Source organism: Actinomadura fibrosa, from assembly GCF_900659615.1.
GTDB classification, from domain to species: Bacteria; Actinomycetota; Actinomycetes; order Streptosporangiales; family Streptosporangiaceae; genus Spirillospora; species Spirillospora fibrosa.
Genome location: NZ_CAACUY010000207.1, coordinates 1 through 15,998, shown reverse-complemented (window position 1 = coordinate 15,998; position 15,998 = coordinate 1). Strand labels below are relative to the sequence as shown.

Below are 15,998 nucleotides of genomic sequence, written 5' to 3'. Positions count from 1 at the left end.
AGGACGTTGGCGGCCGCGAGGACCGCCGCCGCCCCGCGCCCGAGCGCCGCGGGACGCGTTCCGCCGCGCGCCGCCGTCCGTCCCCGCGTCAGCATCGCCACTCGCTCTTCTCGCAGTCGGGCAGCGACCGCAGCGACAGCGTCCTGGCGATCGCGGCGGCGATCTGCGGCGCCGCCGCGAACGGCTCGCCGGGGCGCCGCTTCTTGATCGCCTTGGCCGGGCGCCCGTCGGACTGGCCGGACGTGGTCAGCACCACGTAGGGGCCGCCGCGGTCGGAGGTGCGGTCCTGCCGGGCCGCGTCGTCGAACCGCGCGGACGCCGTCCCGGGGAACGCCGCCGCGCGCAGGGCGGGCTTGGCGCCGCCGCCGTCGGGGCCCTGCGCGCCGGGGAGCTCCTTGAACGCGCGGTCGGCCGCCCACGGGTCGGCGAAGACGACCACGCCGACGGTGGTCACGATACCTTCGAGCTGGTCGACGTAGGTGGCGCGGAGGACGGCCTTGCACCCGTGCTTGCGCAGGGTCGTCATGAGCTCGGGGTCGACGCCCTGCTCGCAGCCGGTGTCGGGGACGATGCCCGCCCTCGTGGCGTACTCGGCGTCGCCGTCCGGCGGGCCGTAGCTGAGCCGGCCGGGGAAGACCCGCTCGGCCGGCCACGCCTCCCAGCGCCGCGCGACCTCGGCATTCGCGGCGCGCTGGAGCTCGGCGTTCGTCGGGTCGCGGTGGAGCGTGGCCCAGGCGCCGGTGAGGGCGATCGCGCTGGTCGCGAGATAGGTGCAGCCGAGCACGATCGCCACGACCATCCACTGCCGGGCCCGGAGCCCGAGCACGGTCGGACGAGGCGGCGCGGCCCCCGGCCCGGGACCCGTCCCGTAAGCGCCCCCGCCGGGGCCGCCGCCGTACGGAAAGCCGGACGGACCGCCGATACGACTGGGAGGCCCGCCGAACCGCCCCGGCGCGCCGTCCGGCGGACCGCCGGGAGGCGCGCCGGCCGGGGAACTCGCGGAGGGGCCTGGCTGCGGGCCGCCTGGCGGGCCCGAGGGACCGGGCCGGAACGACGGCTGCTGGGAGGGGGGCAGGAATGCCACAACAGCCAAGATTAACTCTGCTTCACGACATTCCGCCCTTCCGTTGAAGCAAGGACGTCTCGCCGAACTCCGGAGGAACCCCCCTCAACCAACAGCAAAGGCCCCTCCGAAGAGGAGCCCTCACTGTCATGCCGTGGCGGCGCGGGTACGACCGCCTACGTCAGAAGTTCTTCTTGATTTCCTTGGCGGCGTCCTTGGCGTGCTCGCCGACCTGCTTGGCGCCGCCGGCGGCCTGGTCCCTGCGGCCCTCGGCCTCCAGGCGCGGGTCGCCGGAGCGGTAGCCCGCCTCCTCCTTGCCGCGGCCCTTGGCCTTCTGCGCCTTGTTCTTCAGCTTGTCGAGGATGCTCATCGCTTCGCCTTCCTCCTCAGTTCCGAGCGTGCCCGTCAGGGCGCACCGATGCCCGTTCCGTCCCGATCTATGCGGTCGTGACCTATGCGGTCGTGCGGATGTCGCGGCGGATCCGGGCGGCCTCCTCGTGGATGCGCACCTCGGTCTCCAGGAGCTTCGCCTCCGCCTTCTCCGTGCGCAGCCGGGCGCGCATCTCGCGGAAGCTCGGCGCGCGCCGGGTCTCCGCGGTGCGCCGGCCCGTCCGTGAGCGCGAGAAACGCTCGAAGAGCCCCATGGTCCCGTTCACTCCTCATCGCCTCGGGCCGGTTCGGTCGCCGGCGCCTGTGCGACGGTCCGATGCCCACGATGCGGGGATTCATTCCACGACGCGGCCTGACATGCGCTTTTCCCGGGGCACCGGCGTCCGGGAATGCCTCCGGACATGGCAAGGTTGTGCCGAGTGGACGAAGAGGTCCCCCAGATCCGCCGAGCGTCAGCACAGGAGCAGTCACCGTGTCGTTGCCACCTCTGGTCGAGCCCGCAGCGGAGCTCACCCGCGACGAGGTCAACCGCTACTCGCGGCACCTGATCATCCCGGACGTGGGGATGTCCGGGCAGAAGCGCCTCAAGAACGCCCGGGTCCTCTGCGTCGGCGCCGGGGGCCTCGGCTCCCCGGCGCTCATGTACCTCGCCGCCGCCGGGGTGGGGACGCTCGGCATCATCGACTTCGACGTCGTGGACGAGTCGAACCTCCAGCGGCAGGTCATCCACCGGCAGTCCTCGCTGGGGCAGCCGAAGGCGGAGTCGGCCGCCGCGACGGTGCGCGAGATCAACCCGCTGATCGACGTCGTGGTGCACAACACCGCGCTCGACCGCGACAACATCATGGACATCTTCGGGCAGTACGACCTGATCGTCGACGGCACCGACAACTTCGCGACGCGCTACATGGTCAACGACGCGGCCGTGCTGCTCGGCAAGCCGTACGTGTGGGGGTCGATCTACCGGTTCGACGGGCAGGCGTCGGTGTTCTGGGCCGAGCACGGCCCCTGCTACCGCTGCCTCTACCCCGAGCCGCCGCCGCCCGGCATGGTGCCGTCCTGCGCCGAGGGCGGGGTGCTCGGCGTGCTGTGCGCGTCGATCGGCTCCATCCAGGTGAACGAGGCGATCAAGCTGCTGACCGGCATCGGCGAGCCGCTGGTCGGACGCCTGATGATCTACGACGCGCTGGAGATGAACTACCGGTCGGTCAAGGTCCGCAAGGACCCCGAGTGCCCGCTGTGCGGCAAGAACCCGACGCAGACCGAGCTCCTGGAGGACTACGAGGCGTTCTGCGGCGCGGTCTCCGAGGAGGCCGCCGAGGCCGCGCAGGACTCCACGATCTCCGCGCGCGACCTCAAGGAGATGCAGGACCGCGGCGACGACATCTTCCTCGTGGACGTCCGCGAGCCCAACGAGTACGAGATCGTCTCGATCCCGGGCGCGACGCTGATCCCGAAGGGCGAGTTCCTGAACGGGTCGGCGCTGGAGCGGCTGCCGCACGACAAGAAGATCGTCCTGCACTGCAAGTCGGGCGTGCGGTCGGCCGAGGCGCTGGCCGTGGTGAAGAACGCCGGGTTCGGCGACGCGGTGCACGTCGGCGGCGGCGTCCTGGCCTGGGTGAACCAGATCGACCCGAGCCTGCCGTCCTACTGACCGGCTCCCGAAGGCCCCCGGATCCCCGCGGATCCGGGGGCTTTCGCATGTCCGGGGCTCAGTCCGGCGGGGTGTAGGTGAGGCCGAGCTCGGGGGCGATCTCGGACAGCATCAGCTCGAACATCGGCGCGGCGTCGTCCAGGGCGAACTCCAGGTGCCCGAAGACCTCCAGGCTGACGCCGCCCTGGAGCCGGACCCAGCACTTGAGGTACTGCTGGATGACGCCGAGCGGCAGGGTCACGCCGAGGACGCCGTCGCGGTAGCGGCGCAGCTGCTCCAGCAGGACGGGGTCGATCGACTCGTCGGGCGGCACGGGGAACGGCTTCTTCTGCCACAGCTCCAGGAACAGCGCCATGAACGTCCAGCCGAACTTCTGCGCGCACTCCTCGGCGAAGTCGGCCTCCCGGTTCTCGACCCCGCGCACCGGGGCGCCGAAGAGCAGTGCGTACTCGCGGGGGTGCGCGAGCGACCACCGGCGGAACTGCCGGCACACGGCCATGACCTTGCGTCCCATGTCCGGCGGGTCGACGGCCTTCATGGCGGCGTGGAGCTCGTCGGTCAGCTCGTTGAAGAGGTCGCCGACCAGGTGTCTCAGCAGCTCGCCGTGGCTGTCGTAGTAGCGGTAGAGCGCCGGGGCGGTCATGCCCATCTCCCGGGCGATCGCCCGGAGCGTCACCGCCTCCGCGCCCTCCGCGACGAGGATCCGCCGCGCGGTCTCGGAGATCTCCCTGACCGTCGCCTCGCGCATCCGGTCACGCCGTGTGCTCACTGCGCCGCCTCTTCCCGTTCGGTGCGCCGCCGGTCGGCGCCGTGCCCGGCGCCCGGCGCACCCGCCGCCCGCGGCCGCGTCCGGCCGCCTCCGCATGATTCCCCAAAAACACCGTTGACGAAAGTGAACGGCATATGCAATGTTAACACTGTTCGCAGTAAACGCCGTTCACGTCGGTTACCGGTTGTAACAGAGGAGACGACGATGTTCGATCGATGGGGCCGCTGGGTGCACCGGCGGCGCGGGTGGGTCCTCGCGGTGGCGGGTGCCGCGCTCGTCTTCGCCGCCGTCTGGGGCACGGGCGTCTTCGGCGCGCTGAGCTCCTCCGGCGGCTTCGAGACACCGAGCAGCGAGAGCGCGCACGCGGCGAGGACGGCCGAGCGCGCCCTCGGCCGCGACGACGCCGACGTGGTGGTCCTCTACCAGGCGCGCCCGGGCATGACGGTCGACGACCCGTCCTACCGGGCGGCGGTCGAGCGGTCGCTGTCCGCGCTGCCGCCCGGGAAGGTCGCCTCCACCTCCACCTACTGGACGACCGGCGCGCGGCAGTTCGTCAGCGACGACCGCACCGCGACCTACGCCGTCCTGCGGCTCGCGGGCCCGGACGAGGCCGGGCGCGAGGACGGCTTCAAGGACATCCGGGACGAGCTGACCGACGTCGGCGGCGGGCTCACCGCCAAGCTCGGCGGGACGGTCGGCACCGGCACCGCCATCAACGAGCGCGTCTCCTCCGACATCGGCCGGGCCGAGGGCATGGCCATGCCGGTCCTGCTCGTCCTGCTGGTGCTGATCTTCGGCGGCCTGGTCGCGGCGAGCCTGCCGCTCGCGATCGGCGGCTTCGCCATCCTCGGCTCCTTCACCGCCCTCCACCTGCTCAGCTACGTCACCGACGTGTCGATCTTCGCGGTGAACATCACCACGTTCCTCGGGCTCGGCCTCGCGATCGACTACGGCCTGTTCGTCGTGAGCCGGTTCCGCGAGGAGCTCGGCCGGGACCCGGGCCGCACCACCGTCGAGGACGCCCTCGCCGCGACGATGGCGACCGCGGGCCGCACCGTCGCCGTCTCCGGGGTCACGGTCGCGGTGTCGCTGTCCGGGCTGCTGCTGTTCGAGCAGAACTTCCTGCGCTCCATGGGCTACGGCGGGATCGCGACCGTGTTCGTCTGCATGGTCGGCGCGCTGACCGTCCTGCCCGCCCTGCTGAGCCTGCTCGGCACCCGGGTGAACGCCCTCTCCGTCCGGCGCCGCCGCCGCTCGTCCGCCACGGCGGCCTCCGCGCCGGGCCGGGCGGACGGCTGGTGGGGGCGGCTCGCGCACAGCGTCATGCGCCGCCCCGTCGTCTACGTCGTCGCGACCGTCGCGCTGCTCGTCGCGCTCGGCTCCCCGTTCGCCCGCATCAACTGGGGCGGCGTGGACGCCAAGGTGCTGCCCGACGGGACCGACGCGCGGGTCGTCTCGGAGCAGATGGAGACGCGGTTCCCGCGCAACGCCACCGCCCCGATCGAGGCCGTCGTGACCGGCACCGCCGACCGGGCCGCGCTCCAGGCCTACCAGGACCGGCTGACCGCCCTGCCCGGCGCGACCGACGCCGCCGTCACCGGCTCCAGCGGCACGACGACCCGCATCGCCCTGCGGTACGACGCCGATCCCAACTCCGGCGCCGCCCGCGCCCTCGTCGATCGCGTCCGGGACGTCCCGGCGCCGCCCGGCGCGCGCGTCCAGGTCGGCGGGGCGACCGCGGAGGTCTCCGACCAGCTCGCCAGCGTCGGCGCGACGCTGCCGTGGCTCGCGCTGCTGGTCGGCGGCGCGACCTTCGCCCTGCTGTTCCTCGCGTTCGGGTCGATCCTGCTGCCGCTCAAGGCGATCGTGATGAACCTGCTGTCGCTGTCGGCGACGTTCGGCGCGGTCGTCCTGATCTTCCAGGACGGCCACCTGTCCGGGCTGCTGGACTTCACCGCGACGGGCTCGATCGCCCCGGCGATGCCGGTCCTCATGCTGGCGATGCTGTTCGGGATCTCGATGGACTACGAGGTGTTCCTGCTCTCGCGGGTCCGCGAGCAGTACGACCTGACCGGCTCCAACACCGCCGCGGTCGCGGCCGGCGTGCAGCGCACCGGCGCGATCATCACCAGCGCCGCGCTGCTGTTCATCGTGGTGATCGGCGCGTTCGCCACCTCCGGCGTCACGTTCATCAAGATGACCGGCGTCGGCATGGCCATCGCGATCCTCATGGACGCCACGCTCGTCCGTGCGCTGCTGGTGCCCGCGACGATGCGGCTGCTGGGCCGCGCCAACTGGTGGGCCCCCGGCCCGCTGCGCCGCCTCTACGGCCGCTTCGGGATCCGCGAGGGCGACGAGCCCGCCCCGCCGGCGTCCCGCCTCGAACCCGTCGCCTAGCCACGGGACAGCCACCGGCACAGGGACGGGGGCGCGGAAAACACCACCACATCGGGGGCGCGGGGCGGAGCGGAGGCTCCGCCCCGCAGCCATTTACCGGGCAACTACGGCAAAGCGCTTGTGCTCGATCCGGCGCGGCGCGAGACTGAACGTCATTCACCGGCCGTCCTGTCGTGTGACGCGCACCGCGACGGACCCCGCCCGGTACACCCATCTCAATGCGAACACGGGACGCTTTCCCTTTCCCTGGAGGCACCATGTCCACGCTGGTGATCACCGAGGCCGAGACGGCGCTCGGGCACCTGGAACGCCTGACCGACGTGCTGCGCTCGCGCGGCTGGACGGTCGAGGTCGCCGCACCGGACGACCGGTGCCCGTCCGCGCTCGTCGCCAACCCGGAGATCCGCGCGTTCAACGAGAACGTCATCGCCGTCCAGAACCACGCCGACCGCACCTGGTCCTACTTCTACGGCTGGGGCGAGCGGATCGCGTCCTGCGACGACCCGTCCGGCGCCGCGTCCGCGCTCGGCCGCGTCCTCGCGGTCCGCCGCGACTGACGCCCGCTGCACGACGCCCGCTGCACGACGCCCTGCGTACGGCGCCGCGGGCCCCTATCGCCGCGGTTCGGGACGATCCCGCAGCTCACATAGCATGTGCGCATGCTCTGGACGCGATATGTGGCGATCGGCGACTCCTTCACCGAAGGGGTCGGGGACCCGGCCCCCGGCGGCGGATGGCGCGGCTGGGCCGACCGGGCGGCGGAGGCCCTCGCGGCCCGCGCCGCCGGGTTCGGCTACGCCAACCTCGCGGTCCGCGGCCGCCTCCTCGGCCGGATCATCGACGAGCAGCTCCCCGCCGCGCTGGAGCTGAGGCCCGACCTCGTGTCGGTGTCGGGCGGCGGCAACGACCTCCTCCGGCCCGGCACGGACGTGGACGAGCTCGCCGCGCGCATGGACGCCGCCGTCGCGGCGCTGCGCGGCACCGGCGCCGACGTGGTCCTGTTCACCGGCGTCGACCCGGCCGGCTCGCCGGTGATCCGGCGGACCCGCGGGCGCGTCGCCGTCTTCAACGAGCAGCTCCGCGCGATCGCCGCCCGCCGCGGCGCGTTCGTCGTCGACCAGTGGTCCATGGACGTCCTGCGCGACTGGCGCGCCTGGGCCGAGGACCGGCTGCACATGTCGCCCGAGGGCCACCGCCGCGTGGCGCTCGCCATGCTGGAGGCGCTCGGCGTGCCGGACGTGGGCGACTGGCGCGAGCCGCCGCTGGAGCCGCTGCCCGAGCTGAGCCGCGGCGCGCGGCTGCTGTCCGACACCCGCTGGGCCCGCGCGTACCTGGCGCCGTGGATCGGCCGCCGGCTGCGGGGCCGCTCGTCCGGCGACCTGGTCACCGCCAAGCGCCCCGTCCTGGCACCCCTCGGCGAGGACGCGTCCCGGAGCCCGCTCCTCTAGGCGGACTTGCGGCCGCGGCTCTTCGCGGGCTCCTTCTTCGCCGCCGAGGACCCGGAGGACGACTTGCGCGCTGATGTCGACCGCGCCGACGACTTGCGCGCGGCCGGCTTCTTCGCGGCGGGCTTCCCCGCGCCGCCGCCCTTGCCGCCGCGGCTCTTCTTCGCCGCCTCCACGCTCGCGCGCAGCGCGCTCAGCAGGTCGGCGGCGGGCTCCTCCCCGGCCTCCTCCTCCGGCCTGGTGATCTCCTTGCCCTCGATCTTGGCGTCGATCACCTGCTGGAGCGCCTCGCGGTAGGCGTCCTTGTACTCGGAGGGGTCGAAGTCGCCCTCCATCGACTCGATCAGCGAGGTCGCCATCGAGAGCTCCTGCTTGCGGACCTCGATGTCCTCCTCCAGGAACGGGAAGTCGGGCGCGCGGACCTCGTCCGGCCACAGCATGGTCTCCAGGACGAACACGCCGTCGCGGACGCGCAGCGTCGCCAGCGACTCGCGCTGCCGCAGCGCCACCTTCACGACCGCGACCCGCCCCGAGCCCTCCAGGGCGTCCCGCAGCAGCACGTACGGCTTGGCGCCCTGCCCGTCGGGCTCCAGGTAGTAGGACTTCGCGAAGTAGATCGGGTCGACCTCCTCCTCGCCGACGAACTGGAGCACGTCGATGCGGCGGCTCGTCGACAGCGGCAGGTCGGCGAAGTCCTCGTCGGTGAGCACGACCATGTCGCCGGACGGCAGCTCGAACCCCTTGGCGATGTCGGAGTACGGCACCTCCTCGCCGTCGACCGTGCACACCCGCTTGTACTTGATGCGGCCCCCGTCCTCGCGGTGCACCTGGTGGAAGGCGACGTCCCGCTGCTCGGTCGCCGAATACAGCTTCACCGGTATGGTCACCAGCCCGAAGGAGATCGCGCCCTTCCAGATACTGCGCATGATCTGTCCTTACCCCGCACGTTCCTCCCCTTAGCCTCGCAACCCCGTTCGATTTGCGCCACAACGAGCCCTTGATCCTTTTCCTCGGCGCGGGCAGCGGGTAAGACGGCGGTATGACCATGCCGTGGCCGGTCGAGCCGATGATGGCCGTCACCGGGGACCTCCCCGACGACGGCGAACGCTGGGGGCTGGAGCTCAAATGGGACGGCGTCCGCGCCCTCGCGCACGTCTCCGCGGACGGCGTCCGCGCCGCCGGGCGCCGCGGCGGGGACGTCGCGGGCCGCTACCCGGAGCTGTCCGGCCTCGCCGACCTCCTCCCCCACCACGACGTCCTCCTGGACGGCGAGGTCGTCGCCTTCGAGCAGGGGCGGCCGAGCTTCGAGCGCCTCCAGCGCCGGATGCACGTCGCCCACCCCGACCCCCGGCTGATCCGCGAGGTGCCCGTCCGGTACGTCGTGTTCGACCTGCTCTACCTGAACGGGCGGCCCCTCTACGACGCCCCCTACTCCGAGCGCCGCTCCCTCCTCGCCGAGCTGGACCTCGCCGGCACCGGGCCGGTCGAGGTGCCCCCGTACCTGGACGGCGGCGACACCGCCCAGGTCAAGGAGCTGCTCGACTTCACCCAGGAGCAGCGCCTCGAAGGGGTGCTCGCCAAGCGCCTCGACTCCCCGTACCGGCCGGGCCGCCGGGTCGAGTTCTGGCGCAAGGTGAAGAACTTCATGACGCGCGAGGTCGTCGTCTGCGGCTGGAAGCCCGGGAAGGGGCGCCGCGAGGGCGGCGTGGGGTCGCTGCTGCTCGGCGAGTACGACGCGAAGGGCCAGCTGTACTTCGTCGGGCACGTCGGCACCGGCTTCACCGACCGGGCGCTCGACGAGCTGTACCGGACGCTGTGGCCGCTGCGGCGCTCCACGAGCCCCTACGACGAGCCCGTCCCGCGCGAGTTCGCCCGTGACGCCCAGTGGGTTGAGCCCCGCCTCGTCGGGGAGGTCGCGTACAGCGCGCGCACCCGGGAGGGCCGCCTCCGGTTCCCCTCCTGGCGCGGGCTGCGGGACGACAAGGACCCCCTGGAGGTGACCAGTGAGCAGTGAGAAGGTGGGCGTCGACGTGGACGGGCAGCATCTGACGCTGTCCAACCTCGACAAGAGCCTCTACCCGGAGTTCACCAAGGGCGAGGTCATCGACTACTACGCCCGGGTGGCGCCGGTGATGCTGCCGCACGTCGCGGACCGCCCGGCGACCCGGATCCGCTTCCCGGACGGCGTGGACGGCGGCAAGTTCTACGAGAAGAACGCGCCGTCCCACACCCCGGACTGGGTCCGCACCGTGACCGTCCCCACGCCGGGGAGCTCGAAGGGGCGCGACACGCTCGACTTCGTCGTCGTCGACGACCTGCCGACGCTGGTGTGGTGCGCGAACCTGGCGGCGCTGGAGCTGCACGTCCCGCAGTGGAAGGTCGGCCCGCGCGGCAAGGTGCACGAGCCCGACCTCGTCGTGTTCGACCTCGACCCCGGCGCCCCCGCGACCGTCGTCGAGGCCTGCGAGGTGGCGCACCTGCTGCGCGCGCTGCTCGCCGAGGACGGGCTGGAGTCCTACCCCAAGACCAGCGGCAAGAAGGGCCTGCACCTCTACGTGCCGATCAAGGAGTCATCCCGGACGTCCGAGTACGCGAAGGGCATCGCGCAGCGGCTCGCCAAGGAGCACCCCGACCTGGTCGTCGCGAAGATGGAGAAGAAGCTCCGCACCGGCAAGGTGTTCGTGGACTGGAGCCAGAACAACCCGGCGAAGACCACCGTCGCGGCGTACTCCCTGCGCGCCGCGGACAGCCCCTCGGTGTCCACGCCCGTCACCTGGGACGAGCTGGAGTCCTGCGACGGCGCCGCCGGGCTGGCGTTCACGCCCGACGAGGTCCTGGCGAGGATCGACAAGCACGGCGACCTCCTCGAACCGCTGCTCGCCTCGGAGCGCCCGGCCCTCCCCTGATGCCCGGACCCTCCCCTGCCCCACCCCCCACCCCGGACATCTCCCCACGTTCTTCGCTTATCGGATGCCCTATGTGTCCGAACGGGCACGCTCCGGCAGCGGATCCGCCACCATGAGGGGCACGGGGACATCGTTCGGTGCGGAAGGATGAGCAGTTGCCGAAGAACCATCACTACGGCGCCGTGGTGCTGGGCGGGGGGACCGCGGGGACTCTGGTCGCGTCCGGGCTCGCCCGCGCGGGCCGCGACGTCGCGCTCGTGGAGAACCGCCTGGTCGGCGGCGAGTCGCCGTACCACGCCTGCGTCCCGTCCAAGTCGCTGCTGTCGTCGGCGCGGCGCGGCGAGACCTGGGAGCTCGCCGTCGCGCGGCGCGACGAGCTGGCCCGGCGGCGCGAGGACGACCGCGCCGTCGCCCGCCTCGCCGAGGACGGCGTCACCGTCCTGCGCGGCCGCGGCCGGGTCCTCGAACCCGGCCGGCTCGACGTGGACGGCACCGGGCTCGGCTTCGACGACCTCGTCGTCTGCACCGGGAGCGAGCCCGCCGTCCCGGCCGTGGAGGGGCTCGCCGACGTCCCGTACTGGACGAGCGACGAGGCCCTGTCCGTCCCGGACCTGCCGCGCCGCCTCGTCGTGCTCGGCGGCGGCCCGGTCGGCTGCGAGATGGCGCAGGTCTACGCGGCGTTCGGCTCGCAGGTCGCCGTCGTCGAGGCGTCCGGGGGGCTGCTGACCGCCGAGGCCGCGTTCGCCGGGGAGGCGCTCGCCGACGCGCTCCGCCGCATGGGCGTCGACCTGCGGCTCGGATCCGGCCTCGGGCACGTCGAGCGCAAGGACTACGGGCTCCGGCTGTGGCTGTCGGACGGCGGCGCCCTCGACACCGACCGCATCCTCGTCGCGGCCGGGCGCCGTCCCCGCGTCGAGGGCCTCGGCCTGGAGGCGCTCGGCGTCGCCGTCTCCCCCGGGCACGGCGTGCCGGTCGACGAGACCTGCGCCGTCCCGTCCTCGACGGGCGGGATCTGGGCCGCCGGCGACGTCACCGGCGTCGCCCGCACCGCCCACGCCGCCCGCTACCAGGCGCGCGTGGTGCTCTCGAACCTCCTCGGCCGGCGGCGCGAGGCCGACTACCGGGCGATCCCCCGTGTGGTCTACACCACGCCCACCGTGTACTCGGTCGGGATCTCCCCGAGGCAGGCCGCGGAACTCGGAATAGACCTGCTCACGGCCGGGTACGACCTCGCGGCGACGACGCGGGCCGCCGTCGAGGCCGACGACCGGGGCCGCGTCGAGCTGTACGCCGACCGCGCCCGCGGCCTGCTGATCGGCGCGGCCGCGGCCGGGCTCTACGCTGAGGAGTGGATGAGCGAGATCGCACTGGCCATCCGCGCGGAGACGCCGCTGAGCCTGCTCACCGACGTCGTCCACGCGTTCCCCACCTACGGCGAGTCCATCGAGGCGCCGCTGCGGGAACTGGCCGGAAGCCTGTGACGAGTCCCCGACCCCGTGACGAGTCCTTCGAGGAGGCGCAATGAGTGAGACCGACGACCTTGAGCAGCCCGTACCGGTCGAGGCCCCCGAGGCGGACGCCGCCGAGCAGCGGACCCCGGTCGAGGGCGACGACGACGAGCGGGCCGCCTGGCCCGACCAGGTGCCGTTCGACGCCGACGAGTTCGACGTCGCGGACCAGCACCGCGAGATCAAGCTGGACGACGACGAGGAGCCCCGCTGACCGGTCCCCTGGCCCCGCGGCCGGTCCCCTGACCGGCCGTCTCGCCCGGCGGCCACACTCCCCCGCCGGGCGGGCCGGGGCCGGGTGGCGGAGGTGCCCGGGGAGTCGCTCTCGGAAATACACTGACCTGCGTGAAGGAACGTCGGCGGGCTTTGTTAGTGACCCGCGAGGTTACTCGCGCGTAGGATGATGGGATTGTTTCCCCGCGACGGACACCCTCTTCCGTCGCATTGATTCGGTGATCGGAGAGTGTGGTGACCGCGACCCCGGACGCCCGCCCCCGTGGCACGAGACTGCCGCGCCTGGCGCGCCGCAGGCAACTGCTCGGCGCGGCCCAGGAGGTGTTCGTCGCGCAGGGCTACCACGCCGCGGCGATGGACGAGATCGCCGAGCGCGCGGGCGTCAGCAAGCCCGTCCTGTACCAGCACTTCCCGGGCAAGCTGGAGCTCTACCTGGCCCTGCTGGACGAGCACGCCGAGGCGCTCGTGAAGACCGTCCGCGACGCCCTGGAGTCCACGACGGACAACAAGCTGCGCGTGCAGGCGAGCATGCAGGCGTTCTACGACTTCGTGGCGGGCGACGGCGAGGCGTACCGGCTCGTCTTCGAGTCCGACCTGCGCAACGTGGCGCCCGTCCGCGCCCGCGTCGACCGGGCCAACCAGCAGTGCGCGGAGATGATCGCCCAGGTGATCGCCGAGGACACCAACGCCCCGAACGACGAGGCGCACCTGCTCGGCATGGGCCTCGTCGGCATGGCCGAGGTCAGCGCCCGCTACTGGCTGTCCCAGCACCGCGCCATCCCCAAGGACACCGCCGAGAAGATCATCGCCCGGCTCGCGTGGCGCGGGATCTCCGGCTTCCCCCGCACCGGCTGAGTTCAGTCCCCGCCGGGCGTTCACTCGCGGCGAAGTGGCACGGCGGCGGAACCGCCGATCTCCGTGCCACCATCGGAGGCGGGGCCGCCGGTGGCCGGCGGACGCGTTCGACGACGGGAGCATCACGTGCAGGTTCGCATCGGCGTCCAGTCTGTGCCCAAGGAACTCGTGGTGGACACCGCGCAGTCGGCCGACGAGGTCCAGCAGGCGCTGGCCGAGGCGCTGGCCGACGAGCGCGGCGTCTTCGTGCTCAAGGACCGCCGCTCCGGGCGGATCGTCATCCCGGCCGACCGGGTGGGCTACCTGGAGATCTCGGAGGACGAGCAGCGCAGCGTGGGCTTCGGCACCCAGTACACCTGAGACCCCGGCACGGGGTTCCGAACAGGCCCCGGACGAGTGCCGGACCAGCTCCGAGCAGGCCTTGGGCAAGCTTGAAAACCTCCTGACCTGCGCTTTGTTTGATCCGGGTATGGCGGGCATATCGATTCCCGACCACGGGCCACGCGGCCCACGGAAACGGAATGGATGATCGACATGATCACGACGATTCTCTGGTTCATCGTCGTCGGTGCCGTCATCGGCGCCCTGGCGCGCCTCATCGTCCCGGGCCGCAACCCGATCGGGATCGCGATGACGATCCTGGTCGGCATCGCCGGGGCGATCCTCGGCGGTGTGATCGCCAACGCCCTCGGCGCCGGGACGCTCGTCGCACTGCTCTTCGCGGTCCTGCTCGCCGCCGTCGGCGTGATGGCCCTGACCTCGATGCACTCCCGCGGAGGCGGCCGGCGCTACGGCTGGGGCGGCCGCCGGCGCTCCTACTGACCGCCGCCGCCCGAACCGCGGTGACGGTCACGGACCGCTGAACCCGGTCCACTGAGCGCGGCCGCCGGCCCCGAGTCCCCCGCCTGAGGCCGGCGGCCCACCGGTGAAGGCCCCCGCCGTCCGGCGGGGGCCTTCGCCGTGGCCGCCCGGACGATGTCCGGAAGTGGCCGTTGTGACCCCGCTTCCACCGGGTGCTCCCGGGTCCTCCGGAGGTTTCGCCGGAGGCGGGATAGGCCCTGGCGGGCGGGGCATGGAATAGACAGGATCGCGGATACGTTGAGTCCAGTGATCGGCTATTGGTGTACGCACTTGACGGTCGGTACACTGCGTGGCGGAGTGTGACCGCACGCAGCCACAGCGAGTGACTGCTCTCAACCCCTGACTGCGGTCGCCGAAGAATTGATTGACGGCTGGTCCCTCCCGCGCGAGCGCGCGGCCACAGGAAGCGATCGGCGGGCGCGTCCGAGCGGCGCCGCCCGGCCGGAGCCCACTGTGTCCTGGACCGGACGCGACGTCCGCGTCCCCCGGCATCCCGCCGGGACGGGCATCGGGCCGCGCCGCACCCGGGAGCGAGGACCCCGCACATTGGAGGCTGAAAGCCCTGACTACCTTTCGTGAACTCGGGGTCGTCCCCGAGATAGCAGACGCCCTCGAAGCCGAGGGCATCGTGGAAGCGTTCCCCATCCAGGAGCTCGCCCTGCCGATCGCGCTGGGCGGGCACGACATCATCGGCCAGGCCCGCACGGGCACCGGCAAGACGCTCGCGTTCGGCGCCGCGCTGCTCCAGCGCATCGAGCACGGCGGCCGCAAGCCGCAGGCGCTCGTCGTCGCGCCGACCCGCGAGCTGGCCCTCCAGGTCACCGACGACCTCCTGGTCGCCGGCGGCAAGCTCGGCACCCGCGTCCTGTCGGTCTACGGCGGGCGCGCCTACGAGCCGCAGATCAGCGCGCTCAAGGAGGGCGTCGACGTCGTCGTCGGCACCCCGGGCCGCCTGCTCGACCTCGTCAAGCAGAAGCACCTGGACCTGTCGCAGGTCGGCGTGCTGGTGCTGGACGAGGCCGACCGGATGCTCGACCTCGGGTTCCTACCCGACATCGAGCGGATCATCGACCGGATCCCGGCGCAGCGGCAGACCATGCTCTTCTCGGCGACGATGCCGGGCGAGATCGTCTCGCTGTCGCGCCGCTACCTCACCCGTCCGACCAACGTGCGGGCCGAGTCGCACGCGGAGTCCGAGGCGACGCCGCAGGTCGTCCAGCACGTGTTCCAGGCCCACCAGATGGACAAGCCCGAGATGGTGGCCCGCCTGCTCCAGGCGGAGGGCCGCGGCCTGACGATGGTCTTCTGCCAGACCAAGCGGGCCTGCGACCGCGTCGCCGCCGACCTCGCGCAGCGCGGCTTCGACGCCGCCGCCGTGCACGGCGACCTCGGGCAGAGCCAGCGGGAGCGGGCGCTGCGCGCGTTCCGCAACGGCAAGATCGATGTGCTCGTCGCCACGGACGTGGCGGCCCGCGGGCTCGACGTCGACGACGTCACCCACGTGGTCAACTTCGAGTGCCCCGACAGCGCCGACACCTACGTGCACCGGATCGGCCGGACCGGCCGGGCGGGCAAGGAGGGCGTCGCCGTCACGCTCATCGACTGGGCCGACCTCACCCGCTGGAAGCTGATCAACAGCACGCTCGACCTGCCCTTCGCGGCGCCGGAGGAGACCTACTCCACCTCGCCGCACTTCTTCGAGGCCCTCGGGATCCCCGCGGGCACGAAGGGCAAGCTGCCGAAGGAGCAGCGGGGCGAGCGCGCCGGGCTGGACGCCGAAGAGCTCGAGGACATCGGCGAGACCGGCAAGACCCGCACTCACACCCGCGAGCGCGACACCGAGCGGGAGCGGCCGCGGCCGCGCCGCCGCAAGCGCGCGCGGACCCGCACCCGCGCCGGGCAGCCCGTCGAGGGCG

The 15,998-nt window shown here is 72.6% G+C and carries 17 protein-coding genes; 12 read left to right on the top strand and 5 right to left on the bottom strand.

The features are described 5' to 3' along the window. Positions 1-88 precede the first annotated feature (88 nt). From E1300_RS38535 to E1300_RS38525, 3 genes are all read right to left on the bottom strand, one after another. The gene (locus E1300_RS38535; RefSeq protein WP_131762067.1) at positions 89-826 is read right to left on the bottom strand and encodes a hypothetical protein; all 738 of its coding nucleotides are present in this window, start codon (positions 824-826) and stop codon (positions 89-91) included. Between the two features lie 418 nt (positions 827-1,244). After that, complete coding sequence (locus tag E1300_RS38530; RefSeq protein ID WP_131762066.1) at positions 1,245-1,433, bottom strand: CsbD family protein; 189 nt, start codon at positions 1,431-1,433, stop codon at positions 1,245-1,247. An 82-nt stretch (positions 1,434-1,515) separates the two neighbouring features. Next, complete coding sequence (locus E1300_RS38525; RefSeq protein ID WP_131762065.1) at positions 1,516-1,707, bottom strand: hypothetical protein; 192 nt, start codon at positions 1,705-1,707, stop codon at positions 1,516-1,518. Positions 1,708-1,925: 218 nt separating this feature from the next. On the opposite strand from E1300_RS38525, the gene moeZ reads away from it, so the two are divergent. Beyond that, positions 1,926-3,107 (top strand): adenylyltransferase/sulfurtransferase MoeZ, encoded by a 1,182-nt coding sequence (gene moeZ / locus E1300_RS38520; RefSeq protein ID WP_131762064.1) that lies wholly within the window; start codon positions 1,926-1,928, stop codon positions 3,105-3,107. Positions 3,108-3,165: 58 nt separating this feature from the next. Here moeZ and E1300_RS38515 read toward each other — a convergent pair whose 3' ends face one another. Further along, entirely contained in the window at positions 3,166-3,876 is a 711-nt protein-coding gene (locus tag E1300_RS38515; RefSeq protein ID WP_131762063.1) for a TetR/AcrR family transcriptional regulator, read from the bottom strand. A gap of 204 nt (positions 3,877-4,080) precedes the next feature. On the opposite strand from E1300_RS38515, the gene E1300_RS38510 reads away from it, so the two are divergent. The 3 genes from E1300_RS38510 to E1300_RS38500 all read left to right on the top strand — a co-directional run bounded on the left by E1300_RS38510 (position 4,081) and on the right by E1300_RS38500 (position 7,721). Continuing rightward, positions 4,081-6,273 (top strand): MMPL family transporter, encoded by a 2,193-nt coding sequence (locus E1300_RS38510; RefSeq protein WP_131762062.1) that lies wholly within the window; start codon positions 4,081-4,083, stop codon positions 6,271-6,273. A gap of 257 nt (positions 6,274-6,530) precedes the next feature. After that, positions 6,531-6,830, top strand: a complete 300-nt coding sequence (locus E1300_RS38505) for a hypothetical protein (RefSeq protein ID WP_131762061.1) — start codon at positions 6,531-6,533, stop codon at positions 6,828-6,830. 102 nt (positions 6,831-6,932) lie between these two features. Then, positions 6,933-7,721 carry an SGNH/GDSL hydrolase family protein gene (locus tag E1300_RS38500; protein ID WP_131762060.1) on the top strand — a complete coding sequence of 263 codons (789 nt, stop codon included), beginning with the start codon at positions 6,933-6,935 and terminating at the stop codon, positions 7,719-7,721. On the opposite strand, the gene ku is transcribed toward E1300_RS38500, so the two are convergent. After that, positions 7,718-8,644 carry a non-homologous end joining protein Ku gene (gene ku, locus E1300_RS38495; protein WP_131762059.1) on the bottom strand — a complete coding sequence of 309 codons (927 nt, stop codon included), beginning with the start codon at positions 8,642-8,644 and terminating at the stop codon, positions 7,718-7,720. The two genes, E1300_RS38500 and ku, sit on opposite strands and share 4 nt — an antisense overlap. Positions 8,645-8,757: 113 nt before the next feature. Here ku and ligD (E1300_RS38490) point away from each other — a divergent pair, with 113 nt between their 5' ends. From ligD (E1300_RS38490) to E1300_RS38455, 8 genes are all read left to right on the top strand, one after another. After that, positions 8,758-9,732, top strand: a complete 975-nt coding sequence (ligD, locus tag E1300_RS38490) for a non-homologous end-joining DNA ligase (protein ID WP_131762058.1) — start codon at positions 8,758-8,760, stop codon at positions 9,730-9,732. Further along, positions 9,722-10,624 carry a non-homologous end-joining DNA ligase gene (ligD, locus tag E1300_RS38485; RefSeq protein WP_131762057.1) on the top strand — a complete coding sequence of 301 codons (903 nt, stop codon included), beginning with the start codon at positions 9,722-9,724 and terminating at the stop codon, positions 10,622-10,624. The genes ligD (E1300_RS38490) and ligD (E1300_RS38485) overlap by 11 nt, the downstream gene beginning before the upstream one ends. Before the next feature lie 155 nt (positions 10,625-10,779). Further along, a complete protein-coding gene (locus E1300_RS38480) occupies positions 10,780-12,105 on the top strand; it encodes a dihydrolipoyl dehydrogenase family protein (protein ID WP_242619662.1) in 1,326 nt (441 codons plus the stop codon). Between the two features lie 40 nt (positions 12,106-12,145). Then, positions 12,146-12,346 (top strand): Rv3202a family protein, encoded by a 201-nt coding sequence (locus tag E1300_RS38475; protein WP_131762056.1) that lies wholly within the window; start codon positions 12,146-12,148, stop codon positions 12,344-12,346. Between the two features lie 254 nt (positions 12,347-12,600). Then, a complete protein-coding gene (locus E1300_RS38470; protein WP_131762055.1) occupies positions 12,601-13,221 on the top strand; it encodes a TetR/AcrR family transcriptional regulator in 621 nt (206 codons plus the stop codon). 126 nt (positions 13,222-13,347) lie between these two features. Beyond that, on the top strand, positions 13,348-13,581 hold the full coding sequence (locus tag E1300_RS38465; RefSeq protein WP_131762054.1) for a DUF3107 domain-containing protein: 234 nt from the start codon (positions 13,348-13,350) through the stop codon (positions 13,579-13,581). A gap of 174 nt (positions 13,582-13,755) precedes the next feature. Next, the gene (locus E1300_RS38460; RefSeq protein ID WP_131762053.1) at positions 13,756-14,043 is read left to right on the top strand and encodes a GlsB/YeaQ/YmgE family stress response membrane protein; all 288 of its coding nucleotides are present in this window, start codon (positions 13,756-13,758) and stop codon (positions 14,041-14,043) included. Between the two features lie 667 nt (positions 14,044-14,710). Next, the coding region (locus E1300_RS38455) for a DEAD/DEAH box helicase (protein WP_242619661.1) at positions 14,711-15,998 on the top strand (1,288 nt) is incomplete at its 3' end.